Source organism: Verrucomicrobiota bacterium (assembly GCA_021413925.1).
Lineage (GTDB): Bacteria > Verrucomicrobiota > Verrucomicrobiia > Chthoniobacterales > UBA6821 > UBA6821.
On record JAIOPL010000032.1, the window covers coordinates 1 to 13,100 of the forward strand.

Annotated in this window: 14 protein-coding genes; 10 read left to right on the forward strand and 4 right to left on the reverse strand. The window is 52.8% G+C overall.

What is annotated here, in order from left to right; translation table 11 throughout:
• Window positions 1-575 precede the first annotated feature (575 nt).
• Both K8R57_11040 and K8R57_11045 read right to left on the reverse strand, forming a co-directional pair.
• Window positions 576-1,280: a hypothetical protein gene (locus tag K8R57_11040; protein ID MCE9588833.1), complete on the reverse strand. Its 705-nt coding sequence runs from the start codon at window positions 1,278-1,280 to the stop codon at window positions 576-578.
• A 45-nt stretch (window positions 1,281-1,325) separates the two neighbouring features.
• Entirely contained in the window at window positions 1,326-1,889 is a 564-nt protein-coding gene (locus K8R57_11045) for a hypothetical protein (protein MCE9588834.1), read from the reverse strand.
• 124 nt (window positions 1,890-2,013) lie between these two features.
• Between K8R57_11045 and K8R57_11050 the strand changes: the two genes are divergently transcribed.
• The 7 genes from K8R57_11050 (at window position 2,014) to K8R57_11080 (ending at window position 8,761) form a co-directional block, all read left to right on the forward strand.
• Window positions 2,014-2,577 (forward strand): SIS domain-containing protein, encoded by a 564-nt coding sequence (locus K8R57_11050; GenBank protein MCE9588835.1) that lies wholly within the window; start codon window positions 2,014-2,016, stop codon window positions 2,575-2,577.
• 87 nt (window positions 2,578-2,664) lie between these two features.
• Window positions 2,665-3,792, forward strand: a complete 1,128-nt coding sequence (locus K8R57_11055) for a prepilin peptidase (protein ID MCE9588836.1) — start codon at window positions 2,665-2,667, stop codon at window positions 3,790-3,792.
• 12 nt (window positions 3,793-3,804) lie between these two features.
• The gene (locus K8R57_11060; protein ID MCE9588837.1) at window positions 3,805-5,667 is read left to right on the forward strand and encodes an ATP-binding cassette domain-containing protein; all 1,863 of its coding nucleotides are present in this window, start codon (window positions 3,805-3,807) and stop codon (window positions 5,665-5,667) included.
• 28 nt (window positions 5,668-5,695) lie between these two features.
• The gene (purH, locus tag K8R57_11065) at window positions 5,696-7,228 is read left to right on the forward strand and encodes a bifunctional phosphoribosylaminoimidazolecarboxamide formyltransferase/IMP cyclohydrolase (protein MCE9588838.1); all 1,533 of its coding nucleotides are present in this window, start codon (window positions 5,696-5,698) and stop codon (window positions 7,226-7,228) included.
• Window positions 7,229-7,247: 19 nt separating this feature from the next.
• Entirely contained in the window at window positions 7,248-7,985 is a 738-nt protein-coding gene (locus K8R57_11070) for a pyridoxine 5'-phosphate synthase (protein ID MCE9588839.1), read from the forward strand.
• 232 nt (window positions 7,986-8,217) lie between these two features.
• Window positions 8,218-8,505, forward strand: coding sequence for a toxin (locus K8R57_11075; protein MCE9588840.1), 288 nt, complete (start codon window positions 8,218-8,220; stop codon window positions 8,503-8,505).
• On the forward strand, window positions 8,492-8,761 hold the full coding sequence (locus K8R57_11080) for a hypothetical protein (GenBank protein MCE9588841.1): 270 nt from the start codon (window positions 8,492-8,494) through the stop codon (window positions 8,759-8,761). The genes K8R57_11075 and K8R57_11080 overlap by 14 nt, the downstream gene beginning before the upstream one ends.
• 236 nt (window positions 8,762-8,997) lie before the next feature.
• Here the strand turns inward: K8R57_11080 and K8R57_11085 are convergent, their stop codons facing one another.
• Window positions 8,998-9,732 (reverse strand): metallophosphatase family protein, encoded by a 735-nt coding sequence (locus K8R57_11085; protein MCE9588842.1) that lies wholly within the window; start codon window positions 9,730-9,732, stop codon window positions 8,998-9,000.
• Window positions 9,732-9,872, reverse strand: coding sequence for a hypothetical protein (locus tag K8R57_11090; GenBank protein ID MCE9588843.1), 141 nt, complete (start codon window positions 9,870-9,872; stop codon window positions 9,732-9,734). Before K8R57_11090 ends, K8R57_11085 begins: the two co-directional genes overlap by 1 nt.
• Window positions 9,873-9,965: 93 nt before the next feature.
• Here K8R57_11090 and K8R57_11095 point away from each other — a divergent pair, with 93 nt between their 5' ends.
• From K8R57_11095 to K8R57_11105, 3 genes are read left to right on the forward strand one after another with little or no spacing between them, the layout of a single operon-like run.
• The gene (locus tag K8R57_11095; protein ID MCE9588844.1) at window positions 9,966-10,604 is read left to right on the forward strand and encodes a sigma-70 family RNA polymerase sigma factor; all 639 of its coding nucleotides are present in this window, start codon (window positions 9,966-9,968) and stop codon (window positions 10,602-10,604) included.
• 42 nt (window positions 10,605-10,646) lie between these two features.
• Window positions 10,647-11,990, forward strand: a complete 1,344-nt coding sequence (locus tag K8R57_11100; protein MCE9588845.1) for a thioredoxin family protein — start codon at window positions 10,647-10,649, stop codon at window positions 11,988-11,990.
• A gap of 4 nt (window positions 11,991-11,994) precedes the next feature.
• Window positions 11,995-13,098 carry a serine/threonine protein kinase gene (locus K8R57_11105; protein ID MCE9588846.1) on the forward strand — a complete coding sequence of 368 codons (1,104 nt, stop codon included), beginning with the start codon at window positions 11,995-11,997 and terminating at the stop codon, window positions 13,096-13,098.
• Window positions 13,099-13,100: the final 2 nt, after the last annotated feature.

The window sequence follows — 13,100 nt, forward strand, 5'->3', positions numbered from 1 at the left end:
AATCCAAGTCATAAAAAGCTCCGCCAGGGGCTTCCGTAACCCAAAAAACTGGCGAATCGCCATCCTCTTCCATATGGGTAAATTACATCTCTCCCCTTATCATCCTCACCTCTCTTCCCAAGCCGTTTGACGAAGAGGCAATCTTATATGCCTAATAAAAATAACCAGTTGACGCTGTGGAATTTATAACCGGACGCTTGTGAATTCCTCTGCAAAAAGAGCCCCTAAAACTAGGAAAATATAACAAACGATGCTGTATAGAACGCGATTCACTATATCATATTTTAGCGGCAAATGATATTGTCATGCAAGGCAAAGCTCTCCTGTATTGGGGCATTCGCCTTGAGTTACATACAGGCTAGATTGCTAGCCTGCTCGGCCTACAGTCTGCTTTAAGACTCTCGAGCTTAATCGGTCTTACTCGCTACTGTCAGTTGGCAGCTAATGGAGTTCTTAAAAAACTCCTCCCACATTGCGAGCATCCGACGATTTCCTTTTTCCTCCGCCTTTCCTATTCAACTTTTTTAACACTTCAACTCTTTAACCTTTCAACTCGCCGCGCTGCGGCGTGGCGCCTACTGGGGCTCGTAGAGTATCCGCCCACATTGCGGGCAGCCGACGATTTCCTTCTCAGCCCTGACTTCGAGGACGGACTGGTTGGTAACCTGCATGTTGCAACCTGCACAGACGCCGTGCTCGACGGTGACAAGCGCGATGCCGTTCTTGCTCTTGAAGAGGCGGTTGTAGCGGTCCAGTAGATCCTCATCGATGCCCTCGGTGAAGTGTGGGCGCTCTGACTCGAGCTCCTTCTTCCTGGCTTCTAGGTTCTCCTTGCGGGAGACTAGAGAGGCCATGTGGGTTTCGACCTTCTTCTTCTCGGCGACATGGGCTTCCTGAGCCGCCTGCAGAGCGGGTTTCAGGTTTTCGGCATCCTGCATCAGGACCAGCTCGCGGTCCTCGATCTCCACGATGGACTTCTCAGCCATTTCGATCTCGTGGCGTAGGGCGGAGAATTCCTCGTTCTTGCGGGTCTCAAGCTGCTGGTTCTTGTAGCGCGCGATCTGATCCTGCTTTGCTTTCACGTCGACCTCGAGTTTTTTGCGATCGATCTCGATTTCCTTTTGGCGTCCACGTGCCGCTTCGAGGCGGTCGTCAGCGGCCTTAAGCTCCCGGTCCCGCGCCGCTTTTTCTCCGGGCAGCGCCGCAAGCTCGGTGAGGACCGCCCGGAGCTTCTGGTCGCGATCCTGCAGGATGAGAAGTTTTTCGACGGAGGGGAGCATAAGGCTGTGTAGGGGGAAGGTGAGTTAAGACCTCTTTTAGGACCTCTATTTCCAGAGGTAGGACTGGGTGAGGGCGACGATCTTGTTGTCGACAATCAGGATGCAGCGCCAGTTGGTGACTTGGCCGTTCTCAAGGTAATCGTCGCCGATGATAGAGAACCGAGTGGCAATAGAGCCCTTCACGTTGGTGTAGCTCTTTTCACGAGCCATCACGAAGTTGCCTAGGTTGGCCTGGCGGTACTCGAGGCGGATAGTTACGTCGGCCGGCGAGCCGTGGTTCCACCAGAATATGTTGAAGTAATTCCCCTTGAGCTCATCCTTGTCAAGTGAGGTGGTGGCTGGCCACATATAGTAGCGCCTCTCAAAGCTGATGGCTTCATTCGGAGGTCCGCTATTAATGAAGGTCTTGGGATCGTTCAGGAACTGGGTTTTCTTCCTAAAAACGAAGTGCGGGTCGATAGCAAGCGGGAGGATATTCGCTTTCTCAAGCTTCACCTGAGGTGGTTCAGGGGCGGCGCATCCGCTGATCAGGAACATGGAGGCCCCGACAAAAAAGGCCAGGGCGGCAAGCCGGCACCGGCAAAAGAGAGCTGCTATCTGGTGGCTCATGAGCTAGCGATCAAAGCGGTTGGCCTGCATGGTGTCAATGCGCCTTGGGCTCGTCGAATTATGCCAGCCCAATTCATCCATGCCACTCTTGACGCTCTTCGCCCTCCTCTCCAATGTCCCCTTGATGAGCCAGTTCCAAGATTCCCTCCAATCCCTTCAAGAAGTTCTCCAGGCACTGCCCCCCTTGCAGGCAGATCTGGAAAAGGCTGCCTCTATGGCTGGCGATGCCCTGCTGGCCGGGAATAAGCTGATGTTCTGCGGCAATGGTGGGAGCGCCAGCGACAGCGCTCATCTCTCGACTGAGTTCACCTGCCGCTTCAAGGAGGATCGCCGGCCCTATCCAGCCATGGCCCTCACGGTCGACGCCGGTCTGATGACAGCGATCGGTAACGACTATGACTTCACCGAGGTCTTCGCGCGTCAGGTAGCGGCCTTTGGCAAGCCGGGCGACGTCCTCATCGTTCTCACCACGAGCGGCAAGTCCCGGAATATCCTTACGGCTCTTGAGGAGGCCCGCAGGCAAGGGGTGCATACGATCGCGTTCCTTGGCAAAGGGGGTGGCTTCACCAAGGGTGCTGCTGATGTCGAGTTGATCGTTCCTGGGATCGAGACCGCGCGGATCCAGGAGGCGCAGAAGTTTCTGCTCCATGTCCTCTGCGAGATTGTCGAAGAGAGGCTCCCTCGATAGTCATCAGTAATGAGCCCTGATGAACGTTAAGGGTTGAACACAAGTGAACACTAAGGGCTGCGACACTTGAACGGACCTCAGTTTTCCATGGTCGCCTGGATCGCCGTCGGGATGCTCGGTCTGATTAACGGATCCTTTCTGAATGCGGTCATCCACCGCCTTCCCCGCGGCATCTCACTGCTGCATCCCAAGCGATCTTTCTGTCCTGGTTGTGGTAAAACGATCCCGTGGCATGAGAATTTGCCGGTGGCCAGTTGGGTGCTTTTGCGGGGTTGCTGCTCGGGTTGCGCCATGCCGATCGCGATCCGCTATCCCCTTGTCGAGCTTCTGACTGCCGGCCTTTATCTGCTGGCCTGGGAACGCTTCGGCCTGCCTCTGGCTCCAGTCTTCTGGCTCTTCCTTTCGCTGCTTGTGGCGGCGACCTTTATTGATTTCGACCATCTGATCATCCCGGATGAGATCACTAAGGGAGGCATCGTTGCGGGTCTGGTCTGCTCACTGCTGATTCCTGGAATGATGGGGGTTCTTGTCTGGTGGCAGGGACTGCTGCTCTCGCTTGTTGGAGCCGCACTCGGTTTCTTCCTGCTCTGGGGTGTTGTGGAGGTGGGAAAGCTGGCCTTTGGGCGCCGCAAGATCCGGACAAATGAACCGACGACGCTCGAGATCACGGGAACCGATGCCGAGCCTCTGCTGATTTTCGGTCAGGAGAGTATCCCTCTGGCCGACCTGTTTTACCGCGAGAAGGACCGGGTAGAGGCCTCCTGTGCATGGCTTGAGATCGATGGGGAACGACTCCAAGGTATCGAGGCAGAGTCACTGATCCTGGATCCGAGTGGCGTAACATATGGCTCACGCTTCTGGGCCTACGAAGGAATCTCCGAGCTTATGCCGCTTCGTACTGAGGTCACCTCGATCATGTTACCCCGCGAGGCGATGGGCTTCGGCGACGTGAAGTTCCTGGCCTGCATCGGAGCCTTCCTAGGATGGAAAGGAGTGCTCTTCTCCCTCTTTGCCGGATCGATTGTTGGGGCCCTAATCGGTGTTGCAATGATGGCCGCCACCCGGGGTCGCTCTGGAGGAAGGATACCCTTCGGTCCCTATCTGGCTCTAGGAGCCCTACTCTGGGTTTTTGTAGGACCCGAGTTAATTGATCTCTACGCAAACTGGGTCACGGGGGGCGGTTTTTTTCTCCTGCTACGCCATCCCTCGCTGTAATCTCAAAGCTTCATGTCGCAATACCAGCAGTCGCACCAGAATCACGAGGGGAAGCCCGCACTATTTCTTTTCAAGTATCTCCCCAAGAGCTGGGGGCCGTTCCGCGAGCTGGTGGGCTATCTCGCTCCCTACAAGCAGCGCATCGCGCTTGGGTTGCTGGCCGGGATTGGATTTGCGGCGGTCAACAGCTCCATGCTTCTGCTGATACGATGGATCGGCGACACGGCTTTCCAGGGGAAATTCAGCCAGGCGGACATGATGAAGGGGGCGACCCTGGGCCAGGGGCCGAAAATCGATGCATTCCTATGGATGGCCCTGCTGATCCCCGGTGTGATGATCCTGCGCAGCCTGCTCTCCTATGCGAATGTCTATTGCCTCACTTGGGTCAGTTTGCGAGCCCTGCGCGACATGCGCCGCCGGGTTTTCGGCCATCTCATGGGTCAGTCCCTTGATTTCTTCAACAAGTCGCAGTCCGGTCGCCTGCTCTCCCGCGTTCTGAACGACACGATGGTCGCCCAACAGTCGATGGTGACGATCGTTGGCGATCTGGTGAAACAGCCACTGACCGCCATCGGGGCCATTATCGTTCTACTGCACATCGACTGGAAGTTTACCCTTTTCTCACTCGTTCTTTTCCCTATTTGCCTGGTGCCGGTCATCGTCTACGGGCGTCGCGTCCGCAAGGCCTCCCGCGCCATGCAGAATGAGGCGGGTGTCATGGCCGTGATCCTGCAGGAGTCCTTCGCCGGTGTCCGCATCATCAAGTCCTTTGCCCGAGAGGCCTTCCAGCTGCGTCTTTTTGACAAGTCGAGCGAGGAGCAGTTTCGCTCCAGCATGAAGGCCAGTAAGAGCGGCGCCATCGTCCAGCCAATGATCGAGACCGTCTCCGCCTTCGGAGTCTCGCTGGCCCTTTTCTATGTCTATTTTGCGCACCTGAGCATCGGGAGTTTCCTTGCCCTGCTCGGCGGCATGTTCCTGCTCTACGATCCGATCAAGAACATCAGCAAGATCCACGTGACCATCCAGAACTGCCTCGGCGCGGCCACGAGCATCATCGAGCTGCTGGCCACCAAGCCGACGATCCACGACTTGCCGGGGGCCCGGCCGCTTGGAGCCGTACGCGGTCATTTGGCCTTCGAGGGAGTGAATTTCTCATACGGCATTCCGAGTGCCGCCGGTGGTATGGCGGAGAATGCCGTAACCGGTCTGAATCTGGTGATTGAACCGGGCCAGAAGGTCGCCCTAGTCGGAGCCAGTGGCGCGGGGAAAAGCACGATCCTCTCACTGCTGCTCCGCTTCTATGATCCTCAGCAGGGCCGCGTCCTGATCGACGGGAATGATCTGCGCGAGCTGACTCTCGATTCGTTGCGCGAGCAGATCGGCATCGTGACCCAAGAGAGTTTCCTCTTCCACGATTCAATCTATGAGAATATCCGCTTCGGCAGGCTCGATGCCACGAAGGAAGAGATCGAGGAGGCTGCCCGGCTTGCGTATGCCCACGACTTCATCATGGCCCAGCCTCAAGGCTACGAGACGGTGGTCGGAGACAAGGGATGTCTTCTCTCCGGCGGCCAGCAGCAGCGACTGGCGATCGCCCGGGCTTTGCTGAAGGCAGCTCCTGTCCTCCTGCTCGATGAGGCGACCTCGGCGCTCGACTCCGAATCGGAGAAGATGATCCAGTCCGCCCTCGAGAGTCTCTCGGAAGGTCGCACGGTGATCGCGATTGCCCACCGACTCTCGACAGTACTCGGCAGCGACATGATCGTCGTCATGGATCAGGGGCAGATCGTGGCCTCCGGCACCCACGCCGAGTTATTGAACTCCTCCGAGCTTTATTCCAATCTCTATCGTCTCCAGTTCACCCACGCCGCCTGACGAATTACAGCACTCTAATTTCTTAAGCATGAAAATCCAACGCGCCCTCCTCTCCGTCTCCGACAAGACGGGACTCATTGACTTCGCCCGCGGCCTGCATGAGCAGAATGTCGAACTCCTCTCCACCGGAGGCACTGCCAAGGCGATCGCCGCCGCCGGCATTCCAGTCCGGGAGATCTCCGACTACACCGGCTTCCCCGAGATGATGGATGGCCGCGTGAAGACACTCATCCCGAAGGTCCACGGAGGACTCCTCTTCCTTCGCGATGATCCGAAGCACCAGGCCCAGGCGGCCGAGCACGACATCCTGCCGATCGACCTGGTCTGCGTGAATCTCTACCCCTTTGAGGAGACCGTGGCCAAGAAGGGCGTGACCCTGGAAGAAGCCATCGAGCAGATCGATATCGGCGGTCCCTCCATGATCCGCAGCGGGTCTAAGAACCACCGCTCCGTCACTGTCGTTGTGGATCCCGATGACTATCCCCGTGTTCTTGAGGCGATGAAGGCCGGCAATGGCGAGACCACGCCCGAGCTGCGCGCCCGCCTTGCGGTTAAGGCCTTCGCCACCACCGGCGCCTACGATCGCGCCATCAGCTCTTATCTCGATAACGAGAGTGCTCCTGGAGAGACTCTTTCCCTCGAGTTTCCTCTGGCCGGACGCCTTCGCTACGGCGAGAACCCTCACCAGGAAGCCGAACTCTACGGCAGCTTCTTCGACTATTTCGAGAAGCTCCACGGCAAGGAACTCTCCTTCAATAACATCCTCGATATCACGGCGGCCACCCGACTGATCAGCGAGTTCGAGAAGCCGACCGTCGCCATCCTGAAGCACACCAATCCCTGCGGTGTCGGCAGTGATGAGAATCTCGCCGAGGCATGGGAGAAAGCTTTTGCGACCGATCGGTCCGCACCCTTCGGAGGCATCATCATCGTGAACCGCCCGGTTGACGAGGCGCTCGCCCGCGCCATTTCCGAGATCTTCAGCGAGGTGATTATCGCTCCTGAGTTTTCCGTCGATGCCCGCGCCTTGCTGCAGAAAAAGAAGAATCTCCGACTCATGCGTCTGCTCCAGGAAATTCCCGCCACAGATCGCGATATCCGTTCCGTGATCGGCGGCATGCTTGTCCAGGATGCCGATGTCTCCCCGAAAGAGGGCCCCGGAAGCATCGAGCATCATGTCGTCTCCAGCCGTCCTCCAACCAAGGATGAAATCGAGGCGATGGAATTCGGCTGGAAGGTCGTCAAGCATGTGAAGAGCAACGCCATTGTCTATGCAGGCAAGGACCGCACCCTCGGTATCGGTGCCGGTCAGATGTCGCGTGTCGATTCCTCGCGTATAGCCGTCTGGAAGGCCGGCGAGGCCGGTCTCTCCCTGAAGGGAAGTGTTGTCTGCTCCGATGCCTTCTTCCCATTCCCTGATGGTCTTATTGCCGCCGCTGAAGCGGGAGCAACCGCTGCCATTCAGCCGGGCGGTTCCGTCCGTGATCCCGAGGTGATCGCCGCTGCCAACGAGCGTGGCGTCGCCATGGTCTTCACCGGCACCCGCCACTTCCGTCACTAATCCGCATTTTTTAATAACCGTGGGAGCTCTGCTCGGCGTTAATATCGACCATGTCGCCACCGTGCGACAGGCTCGCTATGCTAAAAACGCTAGCTCTATCAACGTCGAACCTGATCCTGTCGAAGCGGCTCTGGCCGCCGAGCGGGGAGGGGCTGTAGGAATCACCGCGCATCTCCGTCAGGACCGTCGCCATGTCGTCGACCACGATATTTTTCGACTCAAGGAAGCGATCGGTACGAAGCTCAACCTCGAGATGGGGAACTCCCCCGAGATCGTGGCGATTGCCCTGAAGGTTCTTCCTGCCGATGTCTGCCTTGTCCCAGAGAGTCGTGAAGAAGTGACCACCGAGGGCGGGCTGGACTGTGTCAAACATAGGGCATCCCTTGAGCCGACCCTCAAGTCCATGCGCGATGCAGGCATCCGTGTCAGTCTCTTCATTGATCCCGAGCCAGACCAGATCGCTGCTGCCTCCTCCCTGGGCGCTCCCGTCGTGGAACTCCATACCGGAGCATATGCCGAGGCCGCAGGAGCTGCACGAGAGGCTGAGCTAGCTCGCCTGATCGAGGCCGCTCGTCAAGCCGCTGATACCGGAATCCAGGTGAACGCCGGCCATGGTCTGAACTACACCAATGTCCAGCCGATCCTAACCCTCCCCAAGCTTGTGGAACTGAATATCGGCCACTCGATCGTTTCGCGCGCACTTTTTGTGGGATTGGAACAGGCGACGCGCGAAATGGTTGAGTGCTTGCGCTTTTAGCGCAGAGCTTTGTTGTTGCTTGCTCGCCGTATTCATAGATACGGCTTCGCTCTCACGCCTTGCTCTGCATCTAAAATCCTTACGCCTCTACGCGAGATTCTGCTGAGCTCGCAACGCCGAGTGCCGGGAAGCACGCAGCAGTCTTTACGGAGATTTTTTGAACGAGCTAACGCGGTCTTGATCGGGTGAATGTGCTTGAGTGGCGTGTGCCGATAAGGCATCCTGAACAAAGATGCGTTTTGAATGGGATCCTCACAAAAATGAACTTCTCAAATCCACCCGTGATATTTCTTTCGAGGCCATTGTGGTCCATCTGGGACTTGGGGATCTCTGGAGAATTGCGGATCACCCCGATCAGGCACGCTACCCTGGGCAGAAGCTCTTCTTCGTTCTCATTGAGGACTATATCCACATCATTCCCTATGAGCAGCGAGGGGAAGTCATTTGGCTGATCACCATCATTCCCAGCCGTAAGGCTACCCGGGACTATCTAGAGGAAAAAAACAATGAAACTGACTAAGGAAGAACAAGAAGTTGAATCACTGTACGAAGCTGGGAAAGTTGTGCTGCAAAAGCCCGGGAGGGTGATGCTGAACAAGTTGGCCTCCGCCGCGGATAATACCTTCCGAAAGGATCGTCGGATCAATATCCGGCTCTCCGAACACGACATGGTTGGGATCCAGCGTGTGGCAGCCTCCAAGGGGGTTCCCTACCAGACCCTCATCTCGGGCCTGATCCACCAGTTCGTCGAGGGGGATCTGGTTCAGAAGATCTGAGCCTTTTTCTGTCTGCCGCACTTTTCTCAGCCAAGGCTCGCGATCTTGGCGGAGAGCGGCGTTGGTTTGCGGTCGCCGTATGACTACTACGGCCTGAACGGCACTTTGCTCCCGCAAAGCCGTGCCGCCCTTTTGGGTTTGCCTAAGGGCAACTCCTCCGCTCCTATTCCTAGAGGCTTGGTTCCCTTGACCGCGTTGCTTTCCATCCAAGTATGCGATCCAAAGAGTTTATTATTCTAGCTGCCTATTTGCAGACGGGCAGCGTTTACGAGCGGAAGTTTCGCATTTTTAATCCGTAATTGAGCTATCCCGATATCGTAGGGAATTCTGCGGATAATCATCGAGTATTCTATAGGATCAAAAATACAAAAAGAAGCCCTTGGATCCTCATCTCTTGGCTGACCTACAGACCCCACATTGATAGCATAGCGAGATAATCTATTTAAAAATCTCTCTCCCTCTTTGATTTCTTGCAGAGAGTGCACTCCTTTTCCCTCCTCTGAAATCATCGGTACATGCGTATGGCCTAAGAAAGAAATAACTGTTTTTTGATTCTCAAAATGTAAACGTGCATCAACATGGTTTGTAAGGTAGTTAAAGCACTCTGGGTTGTAGAGGCTGGCATGGACAATGGTGAATTTTGATTTGGACACTGAAAGTGGTAGTTTTTTCAACCATTTCAGGTCTTCCTGGGATAATTCCTTCTGCGCATGGCGGATCCCAGCAGCAACCCTTTCGCTGAGGGCATTGTTCTCGGGGCCGCTTAATACAAGTTCATCGTGATTTCCCAGAACAGCTCCCCTACAGCGGTCTCTTACTCGTTGAACGCATTCAGCAGGGGATGCCCCATAGCCAACAATATCCCCAAGGCAATAAATCTCATCAATACCTTGTCGATCTATTTCCTGAAGCACGGCATCCAAGGCATCAATATTACCGTGGATGTCAGAGATGAATGCTATCCGGTTCATCAGTTCCAGTCCTTTTGATTCTCCAAAAACCTTGTTACAGCAGCTAGCACCAGCTCTTCTGTTGAGAGCTCGTTGATAGCTGCTGTTGCTTCTACTAGATCAAGCAATTCAAGGGGCATGGGGATGAGAGTTTTTTCCATTGTTTACAGGATTACTACTGCAGCGAGTTTTTTTCGTCATACAGTTGTAGTCGATCTTGCAACACCCAGAAAACTCTGACAGAACTTGACCACATGGAGGTAAACACCCAAAAGGAAGAAGCTGAAGCGAGGTTTGAGGGCCATCTGGCACTAGCTCAGGTCATCGCACTTGAGTATTTCAATATTCCTAGGGCACTTCCTGATGAGGCTCTGGCAGAGGCTCAATTGGCTCTCTGGAGGGCAGCCAATGCGTATAATCCAGAGCGTGGCGAGTTTCCTCCGTATGCCTCCAGAGCCATACGGAATTCTCTCAACACCCTGTATGCAAAACAGCTCAAGATGGCGAAGGTATTTCCCCAGAGTCTTGATGAAAGTCCTAAATGGGGGAACGCTGGACTTTCCTCTGGCTCCACATTTGACGCTTCACCCAAGTCTAAGATCAAGGATCAGAAGCAGGATGTGAGAAAAGTGGTTCAATGGGAGGAGACTACCACAATACTTATGCAAGTATTGGAGAGACTCAATTTAAGGGAGCGAGTGGTGATTGATGCAATAAGGTCAGGTCACAGCTTTGCTGAAATTGGAACGAAACTCTCAATCAGCAAACAAAGCGCTCACAAAATTGCCACAATTGCACTTGGAAAACTTAAAAGCTATTTAGAGGAAATAGGTTACACGGGATTGGACACTGAGGGGCTGCTCAAAGGTAATAGAGTGAAGACAATTGGCTGACGTTTTTCGGGCTTATCCGTATGGTAAATAAAACAGCATCCTATGGTCATTTCACAAAAACCTGAAAGCGCCCTTCTTTATGTGAAGGATAAAGGAAGAGTGAGAGGCCCTTTTTTGCGTGATTTTATTGATGCAATGATCCTCTCAGGGCACTTTAGCACAACTATTGAGATAAGTTTGAACGGACAAAGTGATTGGACGCGAATAGATTCAGCGCCTGTAGTTAGGGGTCCAAAATTAAATCCAGGCAGTAATGCAGCCCCCTCTTCTTCTAGTAATAAAAATAAGAACATTGTACTGGGAATAGTTGGAGCGGCAGGTTTAGGCCTAGTCATTCTAATAGCGGCTGCAAATTCAACAACTGAAACTACCAGCAATAAGAATACTAGCGCTTCAGTTGCCAATTACTCGACCCCACCTCCAATCGTAGCATCCACGCCAAAACCCGTATCTACTCCGATTATCCCCGTTCAAAGCTCGACTCTATCCCCAATTAATCAAAGCGAAACGACAAGTGCTACATTTGAAGGATGGAACGAAAGTTATAAAATTGCGGTTCAGAAAGCTGAGCAAAGCCACAAAAATATTCTAATATATTTTTCAGGAAGCGACTGGAGCTCTTGGTCCCAGAAACAAAAAAACGAACTTCTGAACACAAGCTCATTCCAAGATTATGCTGCTAATAATCTAGTTCTCCTACAAGTTGACTTTCCGTATGGAAAATATCCAAGTAGCGACATTATTTCATTGAAAAAAGTCTATCAGATATATGGTTTTCCATCATTTGTTTTAATCAAGCCTGATGGCAATATAATTAAGAAGTATTTTGGTTATCTTCCCGGTGGGTATTCAGGATTTAAAGATTGGCTCGATTCCGACGCAGTTGAGTTATCCTCTCCTGAGATTTCAAAATATTCTGAAGGAGCCTTCCCGATTTTTCCCTCACCGACTCCTAGTACTTCAAGTACGGCCAACATTGCACCATTTACTCCAGTTTTCCAAAGCACGCCCAGACCTACATATACGCAACCTTCCTCCTATAACTCGAGTCTTTCCCAGAGTTCATTTAATGATACCCGTGGAACTACATATACATACCGGCAATCGCAGGCTTACACACTAAACAAATTGGATCAGGTTGTTAGAGAAAAGAAAGGGGTGGTGGCATCATGCAAACAATCTATGGATGCCATTAATGCTCAAATAAAGGCAGAACGACCTTACATTGACCATAGTAGCCAGAACTCTGTTGATCAGTTTAATTACAAAATAGACAGATATAACGATCTACGGTTGCGATATAATTCTGCAATTGATGATATGAATGCAGCCGTTGATCAGTTCAACGCTGAACTTCATAGAATTGGAACTCCAGCTAGAAATTGAGAATATGAGACTCTTATCTGATGGAGAAACAATAAAAGAAACCTACGAAGTCGAAAGATTTCTAGGAGAAGGTGCATTTGCTGAGGTCTACAGAGTAAAGCACAGGTTTTTGGGGAGGCAGGCCATGAAGGTCTTTAAAAGGGCAGGAATGACGGTTGAGGAGATTGAGCAAATGCTTGGTGAAGCAATAATGCTTTCGCGTATTGGTCATCCAAATATTGTCCGAGTATTTGATGCCAATGTGTTTGAATCGCAAAAAGGGCTCCAGGGGTATTTCACGATGGAGAATGTATCAGGTGGAAGCCTTGAAAAATTCTGGCACTCCTATGGGACTCGCCTAATTCCTCTTGATATCACGATAGACCTCATTAAACAGGTATGTCGTGGCCTAGCAATAGCCCATAGGCAGACTCCACCCATTATTCATCGGGATATCAAACCTCAGAACATATTGGTAGGGTATGAAACAGATGGTCTTAGAGCACGCATCAGCGATTTCGGCTTAGCCAAATCTGTAAACCCTCTCACGTTTCTTGCTACAGCAGCGGGAACACCTGCATTCAAACCACCTGAAGCTTTTACAGCGTCAAAAGGGGATTCTTGCTCCGCGGATATTTGGGCAATAGGTACAACACTATATTTACTCCTGACCGATCGTCTTCCATTCAAGATGCCAACGGAGTTTGGCTGGGGAGGCGCTGAAGAGATACAAGACACATTTAAGCCTCCATCGCTGATCAATCCAGACGCTAATGATGAATTGGACAAAATTATTAGAAAAGCCCTCTCATTTAATCCAGCTAACAGATACCAGAGTGCATCGGAAATACTTGAAGCTCTGGAAAAATGGAAGCCAGGTCATTTAAATCCGGCGGGGCACAATGTAAAAGCGAAGGACGGTTACTCTAAGACTGCACTTGGCTCAGGACTTAGCTCCCCAGATCAAGAGAAAGGCAATGAGATTGTAAAGCTAGCATTGAGATACAAAAAGGAAGGAAGACTCGCTGAAGCAGCAGACGCGATGGAGGAGGCATTCAATAAAGCACCTGGTCTCAGGTCCAAGTATAACAATCTTGTTAAACTTTGGCGTTGCGGAATCAGCATGTAACT

What these genes read in the sequence shown, in the direction of transcription:
- K8R57_11085 (MCE9588842.1), bottom strand. Translation starts at nt 9,732, where the DNA reads ATGAACCGGATAGCATTCATCTCTGACATCCACGGTAATATTGATGCC.
- K8R57_11060 (MCE9588837.1), top strand. Translation starts at nt 3,805, where the DNA reads ATGTCGCAATACCAGCAGTCGCACCAGAATCACGAGGGGAAGCCCGCA.
- K8R57_11100 (MCE9588845.1), top strand. Translation starts at nt 10,647, where the DNA reads ATGGTCATTTCACAAAAACCTGAAAGCGCCCTTCTTTATGTGAAGGAT.
- K8R57_11075 (MCE9588840.1), top strand. Translation starts at nt 8,218, where the DNA reads ATGCGTTTTGAATGGGATCCTCACAAAAATGAACTTCTCAAATCCACC.
- K8R57_11055 (MCE9588836.1), top strand. Translation starts at nt 2,665, where the DNA reads ATGGTCGCCTGGATCGCCGTCGGGATGCTCGGTCTGATTAACGGATCC.
- K8R57_11105 (MCE9588846.1), top strand. Translation starts at nt 11,995, where the DNA reads ATGAGACTCTTATCTGATGGAGAAACAATAAAAGAAACCTACGAAGTC.
- K8R57_11095 (MCE9588844.1), top strand. Translation starts at nt 9,966, where the DNA reads ATGGAGGTAAACACCCAAAAGGAAGAAGCTGAAGCGAGGTTTGAGGGC.
- K8R57_11090 (MCE9588843.1), bottom strand. Translation starts at nt 9,872, where the DNA reads ATGGAAAAAACTCTCATCCCCATGCCCCTTGAATTGCTTGATCTAGTA.
- purH (MCE9588838.1), top strand. Translation starts at nt 5,696, where the DNA reads ATGAAAATCCAACGCGCCCTCCTCTCCGTCTCCGACAAGACGGGACTC.
- K8R57_11045 (MCE9588834.1), bottom strand. Translation starts at nt 1,889, where the DNA reads ATGAGCCACCAGATAGCAGCTCTCTTTTGCCGGTGCCGGCTTGCCGCC.
- K8R57_11050 (MCE9588835.1), top strand. Translation starts at nt 2,014, where the DNA reads ATGAGCCAGTTCCAAGATTCCCTCCAATCCCTTCAAGAAGTTCTCCAG.
- K8R57_11080 (MCE9588841.1), top strand. Translation starts at nt 8,492, where the DNA reads ATGAAACTGACTAAGGAAGAACAAGAAGTTGAATCACTGTACGAAGCT.
- K8R57_11040 (MCE9588833.1), bottom strand. Translation starts at nt 1,280, where the DNA reads ATGCTCCCCTCCGTCGAAAAACTTCTCATCCTGCAGGATCGCGACCAG.